Origin of the sequence: Pseudovibrio sp. Ad26, from assembly GCF_001623285.1 — a bacterium.
Classification (GTDB): Bacteria; Pseudomonadota; Alphaproteobacteria; order Rhizobiales; family Stappiaceae; genus Pseudovibrio; species Pseudovibrio ascidiaceicola.
The window spans coordinates 1-23,193 of the sequence record NZ_LMCE01000121.1 but is presented as its reverse complement, the minus strand read 5'-3'; the positions used below and the strand labels follow the sequence as shown (position 1 = coordinate 23,193).

General features: G+C 50.8%; 16 protein-coding genes. 7 read left to right on the top strand and 9 right to left on the bottom strand.

What is annotated here, in order from left to right; all coding sequences use genetic code 11:
• The first annotated feature begins 83 nt into the window (after positions 1-83).
• Positions 84-755, top strand: a complete 672-nt coding sequence (locus tag PsAD26_RS30075) for a plasmid pRiA4b ORF-3 family protein (protein ID WP_063312325.1) — start codon at positions 84-86, stop codon at positions 753-755.
• Here the strand turns inward: PsAD26_RS30075 and PsAD26_RS23260 are convergent.
• On the bottom strand, positions 748-1,542 hold the full coding sequence (locus PsAD26_RS23260; protein ID WP_063312324.1) for a tyrosine-type recombinase/integrase: 795 nt from the start codon (positions 1,540-1,542) through the stop codon (positions 748-750). The genes PsAD26_RS30075 and PsAD26_RS23260 overlap by 8 nt on opposite strands.
• A gap of 143 nt (positions 1,543-1,685) precedes the next feature.
• Here PsAD26_RS23260 and PsAD26_RS23255 point away from each other — a divergent pair, with 143 nt between their 5' ends.
• The 6 genes from PsAD26_RS23255 (at position 1,686) to PsAD26_RS23225 (ending at position 8,078) form a co-directional block, all read left to right on the top strand.
• Positions 1,686-3,083, top strand: coding sequence for an ISKra4 family transposase (locus PsAD26_RS23255; RefSeq protein ID WP_063312323.1), 1,398 nt, complete (start codon positions 1,686-1,688; stop codon positions 3,081-3,083).
• A 208-nt stretch (positions 3,084-3,291) separates the two neighbouring features.
• The gene (locus tag PsAD26_RS23250; RefSeq protein WP_084403804.1) at positions 3,292-4,824 is read left to right on the top strand and encodes an ATP-binding protein; all 1,533 of its coding nucleotides are present in this window, start codon (positions 3,292-3,294) and stop codon (positions 4,822-4,824) included.
• The gene (locus PsAD26_RS23245; RefSeq protein ID WP_063312322.1) at positions 4,821-5,429 is read left to right on the top strand and encodes a response regulator; all 609 of its coding nucleotides are present in this window, start codon (positions 4,821-4,823) and stop codon (positions 5,427-5,429) included. The genes PsAD26_RS23250 and PsAD26_RS23245 overlap by 4 nt, the downstream gene beginning before the upstream one ends.
• A gap of 90 nt (positions 5,430-5,519) precedes the next feature.
• A complete protein-coding gene (locus PsAD26_RS23240; RefSeq protein ID WP_063312321.1) occupies positions 5,520-6,002 on the top strand; it encodes a heme-binding protein in 483 nt (160 codons plus the stop codon).
• A 57-nt stretch (positions 6,003-6,059) separates the two neighbouring features.
• Complete coding sequence (locus PsAD26_RS23235) at positions 6,060-6,731, top strand: ankyrin repeat domain-containing protein (RefSeq protein ID WP_063312320.1); 672 nt, start codon at positions 6,060-6,062, stop codon at positions 6,729-6,731.
• Positions 6,732-6,977: 246 nt separating this feature from the next.
• Positions 6,978-8,078: a Tn3 family transposase gene (locus tag PsAD26_RS23225; protein ID WP_153041559.1), complete on the top strand. Its 1,101-nt coding sequence runs from the start codon at positions 6,978-6,980 to the stop codon at positions 8,076-8,078.
• 17 nt (positions 8,079-8,095) lie between these two features.
• On the opposite strand, the gene PsAD26_RS23220 is transcribed toward PsAD26_RS23225, so the two are convergent.
• From PsAD26_RS23220 to PsAD26_RS23185, 8 genes are all read right to left on the bottom strand, one after another.
• Positions 8,096-8,485 carry an IS5/IS1182 family transposase gene (locus tag PsAD26_RS23220; RefSeq protein ID WP_063312318.1) on the bottom strand — a complete coding sequence of 130 codons (390 nt, stop codon included), beginning with the start codon at positions 8,483-8,485 and terminating at the stop codon, positions 8,096-8,098.
• Positions 8,486-8,567: 82 nt separating this feature from the next.
• On the bottom strand, positions 8,568-8,888 hold the full coding sequence (locus PsAD26_RS23215; protein ID WP_063312317.1) for a hypothetical protein: 321 nt from the start codon (positions 8,886-8,888) through the stop codon (positions 8,568-8,570).
• Positions 8,885-18,349 carry a filamentous hemagglutinin N-terminal domain-containing protein gene (locus PsAD26_RS23210; protein WP_063312316.1) on the bottom strand — a complete coding sequence of 3,155 codons (9,465 nt, stop codon included), beginning with the start codon at positions 18,347-18,349 and terminating at the stop codon, positions 8,885-8,887. The genes PsAD26_RS23215 and PsAD26_RS23210 overlap by 4 nt, the downstream gene beginning before the upstream one ends.
• Before the next feature lie 39 nt (positions 18,350-18,388).
• Entirely contained in the window at positions 18,389-20,134 is a 1,746-nt protein-coding gene (locus PsAD26_RS23205) for a ShlB/FhaC/HecB family hemolysin secretion/activation protein (protein WP_063312315.1), read from the bottom strand.
• Positions 20,134-20,694, bottom strand: coding sequence for an invasion associated locus B family protein (locus PsAD26_RS23200; protein WP_063312314.1), 561 nt, complete (start codon positions 20,692-20,694; stop codon positions 20,134-20,136). Before PsAD26_RS23200 ends, PsAD26_RS23205 begins: the two co-directional genes overlap by 1 nt.
• Positions 20,661-21,470, bottom strand: coding sequence for a tetratricopeptide repeat protein (locus tag PsAD26_RS23195; RefSeq protein ID WP_063299804.1), 810 nt, complete (start codon positions 21,468-21,470; stop codon positions 20,661-20,663). Before PsAD26_RS23195 ends, PsAD26_RS23200 begins: the two co-directional genes overlap by 34 nt.
• 517 nt (positions 21,471-21,987) lie before the next feature.
• Positions 21,988-22,416 (bottom strand): hypothetical protein, encoded by a 429-nt coding sequence (locus PsAD26_RS23190; protein ID WP_063312313.1) that lies wholly within the window; start codon positions 22,414-22,416, stop codon positions 21,988-21,990.
• Positions 22,417-22,532: 116 nt separating this feature from the next.
• Entirely contained in the window at positions 22,533-22,985 is a 453-nt protein-coding gene (locus tag PsAD26_RS23185; RefSeq protein ID WP_063291673.1) for a MarR family transcriptional regulator, read from the bottom strand.
• Positions 22,986-23,193: the final 208 nt, after the last annotated feature.

Genomic DNA, 23,193 nt, shown 5'->3' with positions numbered 1-23,193 from the left:
GAGAGCACCCAAAAGTGTGGGGCAGTTGCGATAACGCAGTCTGATCTGGTTGCCGAAGTGTAAAGTGTCTGCCACATTCGCGCATGCTCGAACTTTCGCCATCCTGTTCAGCCATCCAGCTCAAGGTGCGTCTGCTTGGTATCAGTCCAATGATTTGGCGGCGTTTGCTCGTGCCGAGCGACATAAGCTTGCGCGAACTGCACGGTGTGTTGCAGGTGGCCATGGGGTGGGAGGGAATCCATCTGTTTATGTTTGACAAGGGCGCGGTTCATTATGGCTCCCTGGAACTCGGCGTACTGCCAGCCAATCCCACGCTACAATCGCTCAGACTGCGGGAGAATGAGAGGTTTCATTATTTCTATGATTTAAATGTGAACTGGCATCATGAGATCCGCGTCGAACGCATTGTTGCGCCAGATGATGGCAAGTCTCTACCATCCTGCATTGGCGGTGCAAATAATTGTCCTCCGGAAGATTATGGAGGAGTTGAAGGCTATCTTATCCGGCGCGATGAGGCACAAGGTTACGACGCCTTTATGGATATGGGAACGATTACCGAATTCCTTCAGGGCATTCTTAACGATTGCGACAAGTTGAAGCTTCCGGATAAAAATCGCCTGGAAGAATTAGAGCTGGTTATGGACCGCATGAACGCCCGCGAGCCTTATCTGTCAGGCAAATTCTCGCGCCGGTCAATCAATCAGGCGTTTCGCGATGATAACCATAAGCGATTGATACACCAGCAAATTATGTGAGATTGCGCCGGTCCCCGGACAGGAGATCAGCAGCAAAAGCGCCAACGACTTCGCCATGGGTCACGGCTATTGATCTAATCAGTGCCTGCCCCTGTGGCTGTGTGACCTGGTCGAATTTGCGCTTAAGCATTGCAAGGCTGGTTTCGGCATAGATCCGGGTGGAAGACAGATCTTCGTGCCCCAGGAACTTCTGCACATCGGTAATGTCCATGCCAAGGGCGAGCAGCCGGGTAGCCATAGTATGACGTAGAAGATGCGGGTAAAGACGCTTGGTGATGCCAGCGTTTTTCGCTACCTCCCGAACGATCTGGCCAATGCGCTGACGGGTGTAAACAGGTGCACTGCCATCCTGCCGGCTCTGACGGCTGACAAACAACGGGCCAGCCTTTCGTTTTCCAATATGAAGCGCCAAAAGCTGGGCCAGTTTCGAACGGATGGAGACTTCGCGACGTTTGCCGCCTTTGCCATGGGTAACGGTAACAAGCCGTTCCGCCAGAGAGATATCCTCCACACGAAGGGCAGTAAATTCAGAGGCTCTGGTACCGCTTTCCAGAAGCACCTGCATCATCAAACCGGTTTGACCGCCGCTAGCATATGCCTGGTCAATAAAGCGAAGCTCCTCTTCCAGGGTCAGGCGAGCCGGTGAGCCGCGCTTTTCTTTAGGCGCATGTAATCCAGCCTTGGTGCGGGCCAGTTTAAAGACTGCCTTGGTTTGGGTGTAATCCAGCCCCTCGCGCGTCAGGACTTCGGCGATTTGGCTGGCAGAACGCTCAATGTATCCCGTCACGTGTTTTCCTTGTCATATTCGGAAAGTAAGCTACCTTGCCAAAGCGTCTTCACTCCTGCAGAATCCTAGCAGAAATCAAGGTAATCGGGAACTGGGTTTTCCTCTCTGTAAAAAGTGGAAAACTGAGCGGAAATGGGGGAAGCATGGATATCAAAGTCAGCGTGAAGATCGTCGCCCCGGATGGTGTGCTCTCTGAAACCGAAGTGCTAACACTGAAAAAGCCTTTTGATCGTCAGGAAACAATCGGCCTTTCCATATTAGAAGGCAAGGATCTGTTGCATGGCGTGCAGGAACAGATCGTTCTGGCTCAATGCGAAGCTCATAGCAGCCAGCATTCCATTTGCAGGCAGTGTGGGTCTCAGTTGCGAAGCAAAGGCACGTTCCCAATCCGTTATCGCACCGTCTTCGGCGACATCAACTTGAAAAGCCCACGTTTTTATTATTGTCAATGCGCTCAAAGTAATGCCAGAACCTTCAGCCCGCTCAAATTATTGTTGCCGGACCATATAGCTCCAGAGCTGACTTATCTGGAAACCAAATGGGCTTCGCTGGTCTCCTTTGGCGTTACCGTTGATCTGCTTAAAGAAGTGCTGCCTATAAACACCAGTCTTTGTGCAGAAAGCGTGCGTAATCACTTGCATAAGAGCGCCAGGCGGCTGGAAGCAGAACTGGGTGAGGAACAACTGTTCTTCGTTGAGACCAGTCAATCCAACCGCGCGGCCCTGCCAGTTCCTGAAGGGCCAATCACCGTTGGCATTGATGGCGGTTATGTTCGTTGTCGAGACAGCGGCCAAAGCCATTTTGAGGTGGTGGTTGGCAAGTCCATCCCTCAAGATAGTCCTGACCGCTACCTTGGTCTGGAGCAGACCCATGACGCCAAACCACGCCGACGCCTGCATGAACTCCTCAAAGATCAGGGCTGGCAGGAAAACCAGTGCGTGACCTTCATGACTGACGGCGGCGAGACTGTCCGCGACTTGGCGTGGCACATGGCACCAGCCTCAGAACACATTCTTGATTGGTTCCATATCACCATGCGCCTCACTGTCATGGGCCAGTATGTCAAAGGTCTCAGCCACTTGAACCCGGAACACGGTGAACAGATCAACCGTCTGCTACGCCAGATCAAGGGTTATTTGTGGAACGGTAATCTTCACGAGGGTAAGATTGTTATTGAGGATCTGACTTGTGATCTGGAAGAGATTGAAACCAGCTATGCCAGCATCAAGGCTTTAAGAAAGGCAGCAGCTGAATTCCAGACTTACATTGAGAATAATGCCGACATGATCCCGAACTACGCTGAGCGCAGGCGTTACGGGGAGCGGGTCTCAACCGGTTTTGTTGAAAGCACAGTTAATGCGGTTGTCGGCAAGCGCTTTGGCAAAAAACAGCAGATGCGCTGGTCAAAATCAGGTGCTCACCTCTTGCTCCAGACTCGCACACGGGCACTGGACGGAACACTCAGGCAAAAGTTTGAACAATGGTATCCTGGCATGAAATGTGAAGCGAAAGATCCGGCAAACGACAAACTCGCCGCCTGATTGCCCCACACTTTTGGGTGCTCTCCAAGTATCCAGTTGAAGGTGCGTCAGCAGTTTGTCACAGCGCGGAGGGTTTCTCGTTTACGGTCGTAGAGTAGAAAAATTGACACCCAGCATACTCAAAATTCTCAGCGAGACCTTATAAATTGCACTATGTCAGCAAGGTAGCTCTGTTTGGCAGTCTTGAGGTGCATGTTAGATTTGCCTTATGATCTGGGATAAGATGGATATGGTTGGTGTGCATTGGCGCAATGTCTTTGGTGGGTTGATTGTCGTTGCACTTGGGTTGGCGACACTGGCTGCGATCCAATTTCGGTCACAAATGAACGAGTTGGAGCGTGAAAGCTCCGCGCTTCATCGTAGCGCATCGCAGCTTGTCGGTCAGCACGACGCGCACCTCACGGCTCTTTCTGCCATTGCTGTCGCAAGTGCCGGACAGCGCCCGGACCTGTTTCTTGAAGTTAGCGCCGCGATTTCGCGATTCTATCCGCGCATCAAGGACGTGTATCTTGTACCGTTCGATAAATCCGAGGGTAAGATCGGAACGGCACCGCTGTCTGCTGAAGACGTCAGTGCGATCCGGCAGGCCGCGGAGCGTTCGACCGGGACGCCGGTTTTGTTGCCCAGCCCATCGGATGCCAGTCATTATTTCCTGATCAAACGCAGCCCAAATTCCGACGCAGCGCGATATGCGCTGACCTTGGAGATTGATTCTGCCCAATTGATCGCAAGTGACGCCCCGTTTTGGTCTAGGAAAAATGTCCATATTGGGCTTTCTCTACCGGAGGGAGCGTCACTGGTTGGTAATATAAACCCCATCGATGCGCGGTTTTCGCAAGCTTTGACCAGTGTTTCGCAACCGCTTGAAATCGAAACCTCGATGCAGCTTGGTCCATCGGAATTGCTGCCGGTCTGGCAGGCTTTGGGTGTCGTTGCTTTGGTTTTGTTTGGATACGTTGCAATGCTGGTTGGCCTGCGGCAGCGGACCCAGCTGAAGCAAGCAGAGCGTGACGCAGAACTGGCGCGCGTTGAAGCCCAACTGACGCATTCCATGCGGGTAAACGCGATGGGCGAGATGGCAAGTGGCATGGCGCATGAGCTAACGCAGCCACTCACCGCGATTCTGGCTCAGTTACAGGCGGGTCAAAGGCTTCTGAACCAGGGTGACACCGAGCGACTTTCGCCTGTATTGCAAGACGCAGTAGCGCAGTCCCGGCGTGGCGCGGCCATTCTTGAACGGCTGCGTAACTGGTCGCGACCTCAACGTGGTCAACTTCATGCGTTTGACCTGAGGAATGCAGTCCAGAATGTCATTGCCCTTCTTTCCGCTGATGCAGAAAGCAAACACACAAAGATTGAGTTCGATGTGCCTGCATCAGGTGTTTTCGTGATGGCTGATCAGGTCGAGATGGAGCAAGTGATCCATAATCTGGTGCGCAATGCAGTGGAAGCCCAGACCAACACTCCGGAGGCTCGTGTCGAAATAAAATTGAAATCTACATCGGATCAGGCGGTGCTCGACGTGGTGGACAATGGACCCGGTGTAGACCCAAACATTCTGCCAAATTTGTTTGTCCCCTTTACCACCACCCGCGACGAAGGAACCGGATTGGGGCTTGCACTAAGTCAGCGTCTGGTGGAGCGCGCAGATGGTGAACTTACGCATATCTCGGGCCAAACGGGCGCAACGTTTCGTATTATCCTGCCGCTGGTAGATCATGCAAAGGAGGATGACCGGTGACTTACCCTGTTTATCTGGTGGACGATGACAAGGCCGTACGCGAGGCGTTGAGCCTGCTGCTGTCGACCGTCGGCATCAACGTGACCAGTTTTGCCGACCCTCAGGCCTTTCTGGCGCGTGTCGATGATCTGGCACCGGGTTGCTTGATACTCGATATTCGAATGCCCGCGATATCGGGGCTGAAAATACAAGAGAAGCTGGCAGAACGGGGTGTGGGTTTGCCCACAGTGGTCATCTCCGGGCATGGCGATATCGATGCGTGCAGACGCGCGTTTCGCAATGGGGCGGTGGACTTCCTGTCCAAACCCATCGACGAACAAGACCTGATCGACGCGATCCAGAAGGGCAGCGAAGTTCTGGACCAGCAGTTGCTATCGGCGGCAGAAAAGTCGGAATCCCGCGCGCTTCTGGCCCTCTTGACCATGCGTGAACGGGAAGTGTTAAACAGTGTGGCAGAGGGTTTTACAACACGCCAGATTGCCGAAGGGCTCGGCCTTTCCCCGCGAACGATAGAAAGCCATCGAGCAGCGATCGGAGGGAAACTTGGAACTACGTCGCAGGCAGAACTGACACGCATCTGGCTTGACGGCCGTGATACCCCGTAGAACTACGGAGACGCTTGCCAACCCTACGAATATCAACAGCCCGCGCGCGAACTTATTGTGTCCTCACCAACACTCTAAAGGAGACACAACATGATCCGTAAATTGACATTCGCCGCCGTACTGCTCAGCCCTGTTGCCGCCACCGCGCAGGAATTGCCGACAGCCCCCTATTTGCCGCTAGATATGGCCGTTGAAGCCGCTCAAACCGCGTTGTCAGCATGTGCTGCCGACGGTTACAACGTCAGTGTTGCCGTCGTGGGTCGCGACGGAGAGACCAAAGTGCACCTCAAGGCCGATAACGCAGGCCCGCACACTGTCAGCAGCGCGCAAGGCAAGGCGTTTACCTCGGCGTCCATGGGACGTGACACCGCCGGGTTGGCCAATTTTATTGGCGAGAACCCCCAACATGACGGGCTGCGCTATATGGATGAGCGTTTGGTCATTCAAGGTGGCGGCTTGCCCATCAAGATTGGCGGCGCCCTTGTAGGTGGCATTGGTGCCGGTGGTGCACCTGGCGGTCACCTTGACGAAGCCTGCGTGCGCAAAGGTCTGGACGCAATTGGCGCCGAATAATGAAGCAAGCGGCTCGCATGTTTGCGGGCCGCATTCACCAAAACAAGGATAGATCCGATGTTCCGCTTTCTTTCAACAATTGCTCTTTTAACCATTGGCACCTCGGCCATGGCTCAAACCGCACCATCCAAGTCTGACATCGTAGCATACGAAGGGCTTCACCTGGCGGCGCATAAGGGCGATGTAGCTGGAATAGAACGTCTGGTTGCCGAAGGCGCGGACGTAAATGCACGCGACCTGCGTGGCAGGACACCGGCACATGTCGCTGCCTTCGCATCGCATGATGTTGCCCTAAGCGCGTTGGCCATGGCGGGTGCGGATCTCGATGCATTAGAGGGCCAAGCCTATGATGTCGTAACAATTGCAGCAGTCGCAAATGATCCCGAACTCATGTCGCTTGCGTTCGAACTGGGAAACGACCCTGATTTAACGACAAGCCCCTACGACGGCACAGCGCTGATCGCTGCCGCGCATCTAGGGCATGTAGAGGTTGTCCGCCGTTTGATTGACGCCGGTGCACCGCTAGATCACATAAACAATCTGGCTTGGACGGCTCTGATCGAAGCGGTAGTTCTAGGGGATGGCGGCACTGACCATCAAGCGATTGTCCGTCTGCTTGTCGATGCCGGTGCCGACCGTTCGATTGGTGACCGTGACGGTGTAACGCCGATCGCGCACGCCAAATCCCGTGGCTATGCCGAAATTGTTGATATGCTTGAGGAAGACTGACATGCCAAAGGACCAACAAAATATCTCGACATTGCTCTTGGCTGCTCTGTTCTTGTTATTCGGAGAGTACCTAAAAGTGTGGGGCAATCAGACCTCAAGTTTGTTGACTTTTGTATTCTGGATGCTAGATAACAGCCGTTGGCACCATTATCTGGGCTTCTTTGGAGCCTTCAAAAGATTACCTTTGCCTGGGTTTTCAGCTTGAGGTGAGCATGCTCGAAATTAGCAGCTCCGCCATGCTTCGACATAGAATTTAGCACGCCGATTGCGAACTGCCCCACACTTTTAGGTACTCTCCGACAAACCTTACGTCGCATCAATGCGCAGCATATCAACATCGAAAAACTTGAAGCAGCCCTACGAGATCTAATCAATGAATACAAACGCTTCAGCCTAACTGAGTTTTGGGGGCAGGGTCAGGCCGCCATTGCTGATGGAACCCATATGGCGTTGGTGGAGAACAACCTGCTCGGTGAGCACCATATTCGCTATGGCGGATATGGCGGCATCGCCTACCATCATATCTCAGATAATTATATCGCTCTGTTTTGTAATTTCATCGCCTGCGGGGTTTGGGAAGGCGTTTATATTCTGGATGGGCTTTGGCAAAACACCTCGGATCTCCAGCCCGATACTTTGCATGCTGACACCCATGGACAGTCTGAGCCCATCTTTGGCCTAGCACATCTGTTAGGAATTAAGCTCTTTCCACGCATGCGCAACTGGAATGACGTTACCTTTTACCGACCGCAAAAACAGGCCAGGTACCAGCATATAGATGCTCTTTTCAGTGGCGATATCGACTGGAAGCTAATCGAAACTCACTGGGCTGACATGATGCAGATTGTCCTGTCTATTCAAGCCGGGAAGATCCTGCCTTCCATGTTACTGCGTAAGCTTGGCACGAAAAGCCGTAAGAACAAGCTTTATCGCGCCTTTAGAGAGTTAGGCCGGGTTGAGCGTACACTTTTTCTGCTGCGCTATATCTCTGAAACGAGCTTCCGCTTTTCAATTCGCGCAGAAACAACCAAGGTAGAATCCTTTCATAGCTTCCTCGACTGGATTGCGTTTGGTGGAACAACCATCAAAACCGGCGATCCAGTCGAGCAGTCTAAGCGTATGAAATACATGGATGTCATCGCCAATGCCATCATGCTCCAGAATGTGGTTGATCTAACCGATGTGCTGCATGAGATGAGAAGTGAAGGCTTCGAGATCACTTCCGAACAGCTCAAAAGTCTCAGCCCATACATGAGGGAGAATATTCTGCGCTTTGGAAAATGGTCCATTGATATGGATGAAATGCCAGATCCCTTACGACCAAAACCACTCTCAGTGGCGGCTTAAGACTGTCTTGGAATTTTTTACACGTATCCTGAACATACCCCTTCATATTTGACTTTGGAAAGGCTCAATCCGCCGGCTCTGCGTGACAGGGTGGAAAAATCCGGAACAGGTAAATCAAGCCGCATCAAGGCGAACACTGATCGAACAAAGCCTTGTGTCTGCCGAAAGGCAAAATCGTATGCGGAGCGCACGCGCAAACAGGTTTCAATGGCCAGATCTGAGTACTTGGCCGGCCGCCCTCGTCCATTGCTTGCTGGCGCTGACCAGGCACTGGCAACACTGTCATCAACCCAGATCGTGATGTCACCACGGCGGCGCAGGCTTTCATTATAGTCCGGCCAGTTCGTCACTTTGAATTGGGCTTTATCGAATTTGTCGCGCCGATCGGCATTGTGTTTAAACGGCATAAAGAAAATCTTCAGACAGGGAAATTTCACATAAGGTGTACCTCATCACGGGATTAACGCAACAACGCCGTTCGTACCTAGGTCACAGGCTTTTCTTTGCCAAGAACGTTTGGAATTTCCCCCAGAACTCCCCATCAATCATACACTCATTCGGATCACTCAAATCAAAGAATAGCCCAATTTCCTGCGCCTTTTCGACACCCAGCGTAAAATTCGCGTCAGCATTCTCCATGATTTCAAGTAGGAGATACTCAAAGGCCATGCTGTACTCGCCATGCTCCAAATAGTGCTCAATGCTGCTGATGTGTTCTGCTGAGATTATCGACTTGTTAGCATCAATTTCAGATTGAATATCTGCAACCAATGCATGCCAGTCACGGTTTTTGTTGCCCCAAGTCATCATGGCCTCGGATTTGCTGTTACATTCGTAGGATACGCGGAGGAAATTTGACCCGCGCGGGCATGATTGTCTGGGAAAAATGTTACCCGTATATCAATACCATCTCTCATACCTTGCACATATGGTGTCCCTCGCGGATCAAATTGCCGTGTAAGACTAGGATCAGTAGCAATATCAGATACTTGATGAACAATACGCTGATCATCCCAGCTTGAAGGGAATTCGGTCTTGCCAGGTTTCCCTGTACCAGCCCTGTGATTAGCAAGTATGTGACCGCTACGGCCATTTGTTAAATCAACAGGATTGTCAATCGATGACAGTGTTCTATTTGTAGCTATAAGCTCATCATGTGTTTTTAGCAATAAAGCTGGCTGTTTTGCCAGAGACTTGATAGCGCTGAGTTCAAAACCCACAACCATCAAATCATAGGCCAAGGTGGCCTGGGTTTCAGTCAAACCGAGCGATGCCATCAACAATTGCTCGCCAACAGTTGGGGCATTCACACCTGTGATAAGCGCACGACCACCGGCAACCAATGTGTCTGCGCCATGAACTCCAGTCACCCAGGAAGCCGTTGTGCACGCAGCGCCAGCAGACTGACCGCACATATAAACCGCACCAACGATTTCGGTGGCACCAAAAACGACATCAATTGCACCACCAATACGGTTAGAGGTTTTTCTCTCGCTTTCAATTTTGTTATCAACTGCTTGATTGCATGAAGATGCGCTCATGCTCGCGTCACAAACATCTTCAGCAATTTTTGCTCGTGCCTTAGCCTCCAATTCGACAAGGACTGCAATTCTGTCTTCGTTGAGTGTTTGTTGCTCACTTTCTGTCAATGCTCCCCAAACTTCTAGTTCAGCACGCACTGACATGTCACAGCTGGTGACATCTCCTGTACAGAATGTAGTAGTGGTTTCCTCACGAAGAGCTGCAGTGAACGTTTCAATTTGTGAAGGCGTCCAGTTAACTTTGTCCGCTTCTGCATTTTGAAGCTCCACGATGCTTTGCCCGAACTGGCCGGAAGTCTGGAGCGTAAACAACACATCGTAGAAGGCCCCATCTGCCACTGCGATTTGAGCTAGATGGTCAGCGCGGCATTTGTCAGTTTCACAAGCTGCAAGTTCAGCATTTTGGTCTGCACTTAATTCTTCGTAGTCCGCCAGGACTTCAGCTTGACAGGCCGTAAATCCAGAACCCAAAGCGGAACATTCCGATAGCTCTTTGCGGAGTTGTCCAATTTGGTCATGATTGAGATAGTTATTCTTAAAACCAAGTCGCGCAATTGTTGCCGCAACATTAACGTTCTGAGCATCCCCACCTGAGAATGCAAAACCAGCTAAAGCGCCGATAAACTCTGCACGCGCAAGTGCTTTCTTGCGTTCTTCTTGAGAAACGCTCGCGCTTTGTGTTCCAGCATATATGCTTTGCGCCACAGCCGCCGCCGCACCTGCGGCACAGTTTACCCCTGTAGCTTCTGCAGCAGCGCAACCGGTTAGGCCGTGAAGTAGCGCATGGCCGAACGAGCCTTCCCAATTGTCTATGCCTTCTCCGAGCTCACCGATCTCAGATTGAACGTCAGCCATGGCCAGATTGACGATCGTGTTGATCATAGACGAGGAGAAGCCTTCCATGAAATCTGTCCCGTAAACAGCAGAAGACAAACCGTTGGAGATGAGGTTGTCCAATGCTCCATCGAGAATGTTCGCTATGCTGAGATTGCCGTTACCAAGATCACCAAGCAGGCTGTTAAACAGCTCAGGATTAGTCTTCGACGTAATTCCCAATATGTCGATATTGATGCCAGAAGTCAGACCAGCAGTTGCACCAGAGAAGGCTGCGTCTGCCAGAATGTCGCCAATGTCGAAGTCACCTGATACCGCTCCATCGAGGCTTTCCACGATGACGGAGGTGGTGAAGGCTTCCAGACCTGTGCTGACAGCGCTCAGGAAGGTTCCAGAGGCGGCTGATGCAATACCTGGGAAGACTGCTCCGACAATTGCGGGGGCAACGAACGCACCCACTGCAATGGACACCAGCGCTTTGAAGGCGGGTGAGAGTGCAACTTGTTTGTCGTAGAAATATTCATTTGCCAGCTGCTCTTGCAGGATTTGCAGGCCGGCAATTGCCAGAAGTTCTTCCGGGTACAGCTCTTCAGCTGTTTTGGCGTCTATACCTGCAGTTTCATAAAGTGTGAGGCTAGCATCACCGCCTACATTGAAGTTGAGGGCCTGACCTGCCAGGAACTGCGTGAGAACGGCGGTTTCGACATAACTGTTTTCTGTGATGGTGGTCATTAGGACCAAGCCCATCTCGTGCTCAAAGAACTCTCTTCTTTGGCTGTTGATCGCCGCCTGAACGTCGAAGTCGCCACCAGTGTTGATGTTCACATTGTTGCCCGCAGAAAGGAAAGCCCCAACCAGTGTGGTGTCTTCTCCTGAGAGCAGGGAAAGATCGAGTGCTGCAAGCGCTTCAGTGCCGCGGCTGATCTTATCTACGCTATTGATAATTTTGGTGGAGCCAAACAGGCCGCCCAAAATGCTACTTGAGGTCTTGCTGTATTTGCTATGAACATCGGTGTAAGCACCGGCGTATATGTTGCCGTCTGCTGCCGTCAGGTTTACATCTCCCTCGCCAGAGGCAAGGGACGTGCCAGCGGTTGTCAAATCACCATTTTCGGCAAGCAGGTCCAGATCACCACCCGACGCAATTGAAACGCCTTTGTTGGTGACTTTGGTTTCGCTCTTAATCGAGGTTTTTGAACTTAGGAAGCCGCTCTTTTTCTTCTTCGAATAAGAGGAGTAGATGTCCTGAACAGCAGCAAGCACCAGGTTATCAGCGGCAGAGATTTGCGCTTCACCACCCACGTCAATCTGCGTGCCCATGAGAACAGCATCACCACCTGCCGTTGCCGTGAAATTTCTGCCAGCTTCAATATCGGTAACAATGCTTGTAATCTGCTCTATCTTGGAGTTCTTTGAAGTGGTTTTGCTGCTAGTCTCAACAGCTGCAAGGATCAGATCCTTACCGGCGGTGAGTTTTATGTCCCCCGAGACATCCACATCCGTTCCAGAGACAACAAGGTCACCCTGGGTAATGATGGAAAGATTGCCACCAACACTCAGTGAGGATGTCTGCTGGTCTTTTACCTGACGCGTTGAGGTGACCACCATGTTGGGCTCACCATTGTCATTGCTTGCGCCAAACGGTGCCGGACGCTTTGTCTCGATGGTGAAATTCTTTTCAAGGCCACTGATGATGACGCCGTTACCGCCAGAAATTGCAACGTCACCTTCAGCGTCGAGTGTGAGACCATTGCCGACAACCTGCTGACCTGCGAAGATATCAATTTCATTACCCGAAACTTTGGTGCCTTCAAGCAGGACGCTGGTTAAAGAAGTGATAGAAACATCACCCTCAGTCAGGATCGCGCCCTCAGAGCTGATCACGAGCCCACCAGTGAGTGACAGATCCTCTTTTGCAGAAATTGTACCGGTGTTGCTGATAGAATCGCCCACAGCTGTCACGCTGTTACCAGAGATCACAGCACCGCGGCCATCCAATTCAAATGGCGTGCTTTGCGGATAAACCGTGTGCATGCCCGACCCGTCAGGCTTTGGCACCGAGACCGGTTTGTTAAGGTAATCAAGAGAGCCAATATTGGCGACATAATCACGCGAGCCAAAATTATCAGCATGGGGCTCATCAGTGTTGTTGATGAGATCATCGCGATACTGAAGACGGCCAACATCCATCATCTCGTTGGAGGTTATGAAGTTTGCGTATTCAGTGAAGTCCGGATTGGTTTCTGCAAGGGTGGTTACCCCAACAGCTAATAACTCTTCAACCGAAGCTGTTGGAGTGATGACTGGTGGGGCAGGAATGATTGTTTCGATGGTTGTGCGGAACGCATCGGTATCAACTGGGATGATGGTGGGCGTGCCGCTGCCGGTCCCGGCCACCTTTGTCGGGATGTTGACGACATCTGTTATTACAACGGCTGGTGTACCGTCTCCACTATTGACTGCGGCTTTGATCAGATTTTCTACATCGGTTGTTGTCACAACCGGTGTGCCTGCACCGTCATTAATTGCGGTCTTGATCAGGTTCACCAAATCAGTGGTGTTGATGTGCGGTGTACCAGATCCGGTTTCAACGACAGTCCTGATCAGGTTCTCTACATCGGTTGTTGTCACAACCGGTGTGCCTGCACCATCATTAATTGCAGTCTTGATCAGGTTCACCAGATCGGTGGTTTCAATGTACGGGGTTCCCTCTCCGGTCTCTGCGATTATCCTTTCTATACTGTCCGTATCCGGAACATCCACATCAGGGGTCCCCTCTCCGGTTTCAACATGCGTTTCAGATCCTGTATCAACGGGACGGATTTCCCGGATATCCTCGCCTTTGCCCTCAACAGCGGCAATATATTCTGGTGTGCGCTTATCTGTAAATTTGAGTGTTTTCGTGCGTACTTCCGGCACACCTTCCATGAGTGGATCACCTTCAGCTTTGCGCTGTTTGATGAATTCATTCATTGTGTCCATCATGTCCTGCATGGACATTTGAGAGGTGTTTATGGTCAGATTAACCAAAGACCCGGAGATATTTACGTTACCGACCGCTTCAATCCGGCCGCCAAATGTATCGTAATAGTCAACTTCCCCTTCATGGCAGGTGAAACAATCTGGTTTTTTATGAACTTCAAGAAGAACCTGAGTTGCCCCAACAGCTTTATTTTCCACACTATCGGCAGTGATAAGCAGATCACCGCCGGCCGATACATTGCCAAAGATGTTTTTGATCGTATTGGCTTGAATATCGATATCCTTGCCAGCAACGAGTTCAGCCAGTTTACCGTCGTCGTTAAAGCGGTCCTGATAGAGGATTTTTACAATGTCATAGCTCTCGTCGGCGCCATCAGACATAGTGGCCCACAACTCACCAATATATGGAATGAGCTCATTTGTGTAAGAGCGAACACTCTCACCTGTGTCCGGGTCAATGCTGTCGACAAATACAAGGGCATTGACGCCAAGTATTGTGCGCACTTCATCTGAAACAGTGGTTTTTCCTGAGGCCAGTGTTTCCCAGAGCTCTGCATAGGTTGTTATGAACTGTGGAAGCAGGTTGCCATCAAGATCAAAGACGGTTGGATCTAGCAGCTCTTGTATGGTCACTACCGGGTCTGGAGTGCCAGCCTCGTTGGATTTAGAGAACATATTTGACCACAACGGTTGCAGCTCACCGCTCAGTTGGGTTCCGCTTGGAGCAAGAACTGATGTTTTCAAAATGAGCTTTGCATCTTGTGAAAGAAACGTTGAGCCGCTCAGCAAGTCGCTCCAAAGCGCCAGATAGTTCTGAGCATATGCTGGCAAAACGGTACCATTAGAATCCAGATAGGCTGGATTGATCAGTTTTCGAATTTCTTCATCAGCGCTGATCGGACCGCTCTTGCCTTCTTCAATCCACCTGATGATCTGGCTGGAGCTTAATGTGGGGGCGGTTCCGATGTTATGCACTTCATCGGCTCGAATAGTCAGGTCACCCTGAAAGGCTTCAATACGACCATCGGTATTCTGAACCAGTGCGGCACGATTGAGGGCAGCATCACCAGCCAGCTTTACACTGTCATTGGCCCAGATGACGCCGCCGTTATTAATGATATCCCTTGCGTAGATCGCTAAGTCATCGCCAGCGATCATGACAGATGCGTTGGTCAGCGTGTTAGCAGCTTGTGCAACCAGCTGGTCGCCAGCAGCGATCGTCCCGCTGTTGGTTATGGATGAGCGGGAGGTGAGCGTTATGTTCTGTGCGCTCAAAGTTCCCCAGTTTCTTAATCCTCCAGAACCGGCATTGAGCGTTAATTCCTGATCCGCCGCGAGCACACCGTGTGCGGTGATTGCACTCGCATTCACATCAATTGCGCGGCCATAAACTGCAAAATCGGTTCCGATGGTGAAAGCGTCTGCCATTGTCAGGCTGGCGCGCGTACGACCGGTGATACTGCCAGTGTTTTCAAGACCTTTAGCTGAAGTCAGTGTTGTAGTATCCCCGATCAGGATACCTCGGATTGCGAGCCCAGAGGTTGTGGCTTCCATGTTCAGAAGATTATCAGCAACAATAAGACCGTCGACAGTGGCAGAAGCAGCTTTAAGTGCAACATTCCCACCCATAATTTTGGATGAGGCGGTTGTGCGTAAAAGCTGTTGAGAGGAAATTGAAAGCGATGTTTCTCCCTCCAGGCTGCCAGAGTTTATGAAATTACTCGCAGTTTTGAGCGTTAATACATTTGCGCCGATCAGACCGGTGTTGGTAAAGGCACCCGTTATTGTCTTCAGCGTTGCTGTCTCATCCGCGCGGATATCGCCGCCATTCACAATAGAGGCTGCGGTTGCGGTGATGGTGTTGGCGTAAAGAGCAGAACCTGAGCTGGTCTGTAACAGATCGGCTGCGCTCAGCGTAGCTGTGTTGCTGGCATCTATCACCCCGGCATGCTCCAGCCCGGCCTGTGAGGTGAGGGCAATGGTGCGCCCTGACAGGTCTCCTGCAATGGAAAGCTTGCCTGATGTGGTGCTTGCCTGCAGCAGGTTACCTGCCTTTACAACCCCAGCAAGAGACACGCTGTGCCCGCTGAGTGTCAGATCGGTGCCGTGCAGTTCAGATCCGTCATTCATCGTCAGATGGGCATCGGCACTCAAGGTTGCGGTGCGGTGGCCGGTCACGGTTCCATCGGTGATCAGATCTGCAGCCGACGTCAGCGTGACAGCATCAGCAGTTACCGCACCACGTGTGATCAAGTTTCCTGAGCGGGTGACCAGTTCAAGCGTGGTCTCCGCGATCGGACCGTCATCCTTGTCAGCTATAATGTCGCCATCGGCTTCGATGCTGGCGGCTTTGAGGGCGATGGTGCGTGCTGAGATCTCTGAACCGGTTTCAGAGGAAAAGTTGCCGGTAGCATCGAGCATAACGCTCTTTGTTCCCACAAGCTTTCCGCTGTGCTCAAAGTGTGAGGCCGCGTTAAGAACAAGGTCTTTTGCGCCGATCAGGCCGGTGTTGGTAAAGGCACCTGTTGTTGTCTTCAGCGTTGCTGTCTCATCCGCGCGGATATCGCCGCCATTCACAATAGAGGCAGCGGTCGCGGTGATGGTGTTGGCGTAAAGAGCAGAACCTGAGCTGGTCTGTAACAGATCGGCTGCGCTCAGCGTAGCTGTGTTGCTGGCATCTATCACCCCGGCATGCTCCAGCCCGGCCTGTGAGGTGAGGGCAATGGTGCGCCCTGACAGGTCTCCTGCAATGGAAAGCTTGCCTGATGTGGTGCTTGCCTGCAGCAGGTTACCTGCCTTTACAACCCCAGCAAGAGACACGCTGTGCCCGCTGAGTGTCAGATCGGTGCCGTGCAGTTCAGATCCGTCATTCATCGTCAGATGGGCATCGGCACTCAAGGTTGCGGTGCTGTGCCCGGTCACGGTTCCATCGGTGATCAGATCTGCAGCTGACGTCAGTGTGACAGCATCAGCAGTTACCGCACCACGTGTGGTCAAGTTTCCTGAGCGGGTGGTGAGAGTAACACTCGTACCCACTTGCGCATCTTCATCAGATCCCGCGATCAAGTCGCCATTGGCTTCAATTTCACCAGCGCTAATTGTTATAGTATCTGCAGAAACTTGCGACCCTTGCGATGAGAGTATTTGTCCATTCGCAGCAAGCCTCGCCGATCTTGCGGCAGAGATCGTGCCGTCAATCCTCATATCAGTTGCAGAAGCTAAGCTGACAGCTGACCCGGTTAGCGTTGCTTTGCTGTTTATCGAACCGGAGCGAGATGTGATGTCCAGGTTGTTATCGGCTTTGATAATGCCTTTCATGGCAGCCGAGCCAACAGTCATCTCGATGTTCCTGGCAAAAAGCTCAGAACCTGTGTCACTTGCGAACTTTCCCGCCACAGATAACTGCGCAGTCTCATCAACGGCTATTTTGCCAGCATTGGTGAAATCTGATTGAGAAGTGAGAGAAAGACTTTGCCCTTTGAGTGCACCGCGATTGGTAATCCCCCCGGCTTTTGCATTAAGGACAAGATTTTTGGCAGCGCTCACATGACCATTGGTTTGAAGTTCTTCTGCGCTAAGGGTGAGTGCGCGCGCTGCAACTGTTGAAGTTGCACCGGTCGTGATTTTACCTTCTGCGTTCAGATCAGCAGAGTTTTCGATTGCAACGTTGCCGTTCAATGAAATGTTATCAGCAGAAGAAACAGTAAGATTTGAGGCACTGATTTTGGCCTGCTTACTTTGTGTCACCGAATTGTTTAAAGAAGTAACGCGCAGATTTCCCTGGCTTTTGAGCGCATTTGAGATTGCAACAAGGCCGGCTCCCTCTAATGTTATTGCTCCACCAGAAATCTCGCCTGCTGCAGTTAAACTTCCTTCGCTTGTGCTCACATAGATGGCGTCATCAGTCTGTGAAACCACGGCACCTTCAAGAAGAATCGGGCCTTTATTGCGGATTGAAATCTTCTTGTGCGCTTTGAGGAGCGGAGTGTGTTTATTAGCTGGCTTACCAACGCTCAGCTTTCCGTTGGCACTCAAAGAGATATTGGTTGCTGACGCCAGCTGGCCATTAAGGCGAACGCCCACACCATTTTCCGTAGCAACCAGTTTGATGGCATTGGCATACATGCCACCAAGCGCGGATACATCAACTGCTAACTCTGGTGTATCCGCACTACCAGATTGTGGGGTGATGCCTTTAACCTCACCGGTTTTGTCATCATAGCTCCAGTCATAGTCAACCTTGTTCGCGCCAGTGACCACATTCAGCTTATCTGCATATACCGCACCATAGAGCGCAGCAGCGCGTGAGATGACATCGACACGAGATCTGTCAGTGGCTAGCAGTCGGCTATCTTGATTAAGCCCGTCGGCCCCGATTGTGACTGTCCCTTTGCGGACATCAAAATCCGCCAAGGCGCCATTTCTGTCAAACCGTGGTTGTCCTGTTGTTAAGGTGGTGCGACCAGTATTGATAAACCCGCAGCCATTACAAGTGATGCCAAACTCATTGGCAAGAATGACATCCATTCGCTCACCGGCAACTTCTAAAACACCGCCGAGCTGTGTCTGATTGCCACCAACCACTTCAGCGATCCAGCTTTTGGCCTCGCTGCCCGTCTTGAGGTTTGGATTGCCTTCAATCCACCCTCCCAGGCGCGTATCTGTAATCGTTGCAGAGTTGTTCAGGATCAGGTCATCTACATTAAACTTCGTGTACCTATCATGTGAAACGCCACTGGAGTTCGGCGTTGAGATATTGATAACTTGTGTGCCATTGCGGGCTTGATCTACATGAGGACGAGGCCCACTGCCGGGATTGAGCGGTCGTACATCTGCGGCATAAACAATTACAGGTTGAAATGTAAGGATAACGCTAAGAAGCAGCGCAATTGACCGTTTGATCTTCTTCAACATTTTCGGAGCTCCCCGGCGCTACAAACCGTAGCAAATCCTCTAAAAAGTATAATTCAAGCTGGCAAAGCCGACAGTCTTGTCAGCCTCAAATGCCGAAACAGTATGTGGTAGATTGCGTTGTGGACGTGATAGTGCGTGGGCCAGCTGCAAATCCAGCGAGATTTTTCCCCCAATTGTGGCAGTGGCACCAAAGTGAGCCCCGACAAGATAATCTTGTGACCACGCACGTAGTTGCGAAGGCTTGATTAGCCCGGCATCAATCCCAGCCTTGAGTTTGAGCTGTAAACCCTCACTGTCAATTGCCTGCCACTCCAGGTTGTTGCGCCAGTAAGCACCCACATCTCCATACATATTGTCTTGATGGAAACCCCGGACCGTTGACCATCCACCAATGGACATCTGTTCTGTACCTGGCAAAATGTCGTGCGAATACTGCCCGGATAAGGTCGTTGAATAGGTGAACGGCGTTGAGGGTATGGGCGCTTCAAGGTCAAGCCTGCCTTGAATGAGATGGAACTGCGGGTCAATAATACTCTGTTTACTGACTTGGGCTCCAAACGCCTTTAGTCCAAATTTAGTTCCCACATCCCATTGCAACTGTACGGCGCCAAGTTTTGTCTCTCCGCGCAGGCCAATCGATCCAGAGCTTAAACGCCTGCGTTGACTTTTGATTTCAAAGCCATCGATATAAGACCAGCTGCGGCTTAATTTGAGGTCACCATAGATGTAATTCTTGGAGAGCTTATCTCGCCATAATAACCGCTCAACTGACAGGTTGGCATAGTGTGAGCGCCCCTTTACGGGAAAACTCTGGTTTATACCTTCGAGCTCGAAGAAATAGCGACTTGCACCACCCTCCAAAGTATAAAGCCAGTTTTTGTAAGGAAGTGAAAAGCGGCCTGAAATACTCTCTGAATATCGTTGCCTGCGCGGATCGAATGGTGTTGCACTGATACGCAGGCTGAATTGGTCATTGAGATTTAATAGATTATCAATACCCAGACTTGCAGCGAACTTGGCCGTCCCTGTGTTGCTGAAGCCGGAATTGTCAATTGATAACCTGCCGTTTAAGGGAAGCGTTTCTTTCACTGCAATCTGTACAAAAGAACCACCAGGTCGCTCTCCGGGGATGAGTTTAAAATCCGCCTTGCTGGAATTGGGGCCATTGAGAGTTTCCAGGCCTTGCTCCATGTCGCGAAGATTTAGCAGCTCACCTCGTCCTGAAGGAAAGGCCATCAAGAGGCGCGCATCAGCTTGCCGTCCATCGGCATAAACATACCCTTCAATGATACCGGGAATAATTGTGATTGTTAATGTGCCCTGGGAGATATCTTGTTTTGGCAGGTAGGCTCTGGTCGTGATGAATCCCAGTTTCTCATAATATGCGTTAACCGCATTCAGCGAACGCACAATGTTCGCAAGAGTAGCGCAGGTTCCGATTAACTCATCATAGCCTTGCGGAGGCTTTCCAAACCGTTCAAAGCCATCGGCGTGAACTTTCTTGATAAGAAAGCATGGGCCACCTTCGGGAATACTGAGCGGATCAGAAGGCATGTCGATCTGTCCTGGATTGCTCCTTTGACTCCGAGCCTGCCGACGCTCATTTTGTAATTTCTGCGCCTGCGCAGCGTCTTCACGCTCGCGGGTGCGCTGCAATTGCTCTTGTGCCAGAGACGGCTGTACTTGAGAAACTGCTGGATATGTTAGGAGCAAGATGCCAACACCCGCCGTACACAAAACCGGGGCAAATTTAAAAGAAGGGTGCGAGAGTAAGGTTTTACACATCAATGCGTGCCTTGCTCTTGCAGGTAGGAATATGCTCTGGTGAAGCCGTACAATGAAATGGGGAAGTCCACGATCTGATCTTTGCGCAGCCAAACGCGAATGTTCGCAATCTGACCAAGTTTGAAGGCTCTCAAAACTGATCCGGTTAACTTGAAACCAGCATGGCAGGCTGTTTCATCGCAAATTTCGAAAAGAGCTTTAAAGGGGTGTTTGTCATCAACCCTGATCACAATGCCCGGTGCGAGATAGACCCCGCTTGGTACACTCATAACAGCATACGATGTGTTGTCAGGACTATGTGAGGTGATAACAATCTTAAATTGCTTCGGGTCGCCCTGTGATGAAGTAGCGGCAGGCGCAAGTTTGCAGACCGCAAGACACTCGACGGTCCAATCAACAAATGGAGTTTGTGTTTTGGCAACTTCAGGTGTGCCAGAAATGGGCTCACTCAAGCTGCCGCTGGCAGATATGACTGCCGCTAAAAAGATAACGAACAAACGAAACATAAATAACCGGAAAGCTAGGCTTATTGGACGGGCTGCACAGGTTTTGCCTTCCATTCACGGGAAAAGGCCTGTGCATCATCAAGCTGCTCTGCATTTAGTTGATTACGAAGTGCTTCACGCAAATCTGCGGCGCCTTCCATAGCGCGAGCTGTAGCAAGGTTCGCATAGCCATAAGCTTTCACTGGATCTTTTTGAACCCCGGAGCCATGAGCATAGGCCTTCGCCAATTCAAACAGGCCTAGTGGGTTTCCAGCTGCGCCAGTATGTGAAAAAAGCTTTACAGCCTGCTCAGGATCTGCTTCAACGCCGGCTCCATCTTTGTAAGCCTGTGCGAGAAGATTGATTGCTGCAACGTGTGATTGAGCTGCTGCCTTATTCCAGTAAGCTACCGCTTGCTCCTCATCAACACTCACTCCCCTTCCTGTCTTATAAAGAAGACCGCAATTGAATTGCCCATCTGGGTCTCCTGCATCAGCGGCTTTACAAATCAGTTCAAAGGCGCGTGTGTAATCTTCAAGAACATATTGACCATTCAGGTGCATGAGACCAAGACGGTTTTGCGCCTTGGCACTACCTTTGGAAGCTGCTGCTGCAAAAAGTTGAGCGGAACGAGAGATATCTTTGTCTGTCCCCAGACCTAGTTCAAATAAACGTCCAATGTAGAACGCGCCATCCGCATCCCCGTTAGTATAAGCCTCCTGAAACTGCTTCACTGATCCTTGAACATCCCCGGTCTCAAGTTTTTCAATACCTGCGGTAACATCTGCGGCGGCAGAGCTGGCATGTGTCGCCATAACAGCAGCAAGGGTAATGTTTCGAAGTAACTTCATCTGAATTATACGCCTACGAGAATTTGCCAAAGCAGAACAAAGCATAAATTAACTCAAATCTGTGTCTTCTTTTGCAAAAAACATTCAATAAAATTTCAATATATTAGTATTTATATGGGAACGGTGAGTCAAATGATAATATTTAACGTATCCTACGAAGATAAAATTATTTTAATACAGTTATGATAAAACTTTATATTATTTGTCTATATGAATTATTATCAGTCATTCTGAGATTAATACACTTTGTTGTATGCCTGAAATGTTCCAAGATAGCTGAGGTGGAACACAATACGTTACTTTATGAGGCACACATTGCGAAATAATATTCATCTATTGAAAAACAGCACTCCAAGCGTTTGTGAAGAATTGGGTTAGTTCCAACAAAGGTAATGGAATGGACGGCTCCTTCCATTACCTTTGTTGTGAGGAACCGTAAAAGGGACGTAGGGCAGATCCCGCACCAACAATCTGATCTGGTCAGATGGAAAACTTCCACCTGACCAGAAAGGTAATCTCACTTAACGCCTTCCAACACGCGCTGAAGACGGGCACCGTCAGGACTGTCGAGAAGAGTTACCCGTTCCTGGTTCGACTTCCCCGGATTAACCAGCATGTCGAACTTAGCAGTTACTTTGGTTCCTTCCTGAACATTGGAAAATGTGAATCGGATCTGACTGCGCGGTGTCCCATCACTGTAGGAAGCGTGCTGTTTGCGCGCATCGCTGTTTGGGGTGAGGGTCTGTTCCAGGACAAGGGACTTTGAGGATCTGCGAACCACTTTGAAGCCCATTCCCTTGAACTCGTTGATCAATGCATTTTGGGTCTCTGAGGCGGATTTGTGTGTCACGATCCGAGGCGGTTGTTTTGATGAGACGGGAATGGATGTTGTCTGGCAGGCCGCTAAGAGCATGGTTGCGGCAAGAAGAACGAACAGTTTTTTCATGGAAATCTCCGTTTGAATGATCCATCAAGTTGCGATGGGTGGATTGGTATGTGATCTGCAACAGCACAGAGCTTGGGACTGAGTGCGGCTGAGTGAGAACTGACACCCTAAGCGAGTTAAGAACGGCCAGCCGTTAAGGAGGCGAGATCCTCAAAGTTGCCTGAGCGGTCTATGCCGCTCATAATTTGGATGAAGGTTTTTGAGAGCACAGTGCGCTGTTCTTCATTGAGATTTGCCAGCAGGTTTTCAGCTGCTTGCCTGCGGGACTTGACAAGTTCATCAGCTTTTCTTTTGCCCCCGGCCGTGAGCTTCACCTTAACTTGACGGCCCTCACGCTTCATACGCCGGACAAGCTTGCCCTCTTCTAACCGGTCGACAAGCGTTGCCGTTGCGGATTGACTGAGACAGACTTGCTTTGAGATGTACGCAAGAGAGGGCGCTGCTTTTCTCCGCAGAAGTAGCAAGATTGCTGCGCAATTTGCTGGAAGCTCCCCATAGGTTTGCACAACTGCATCTTCTAAAGCGGTGCTGACTTCACAAAGCTGGTCGGCAAGATACTTGGCCTGCACTATAAAATACTCCAAATTCAAATTTCAAAACAAAGAGGTGTTGTTCGTTCCCAACATCGCTCAGATCGGTTCATTTCTTCCGTCACAAAAACGGGGGAGAGCGCTGTCAAGGATCGACCCTGAGGCGGGGTATCGCCCACTGGAATGCACTTGCATGGAAGCCGAGCTGCAAACGCGGCCAGCGGTTGCAGCTCGTGTCCTTCTTGCG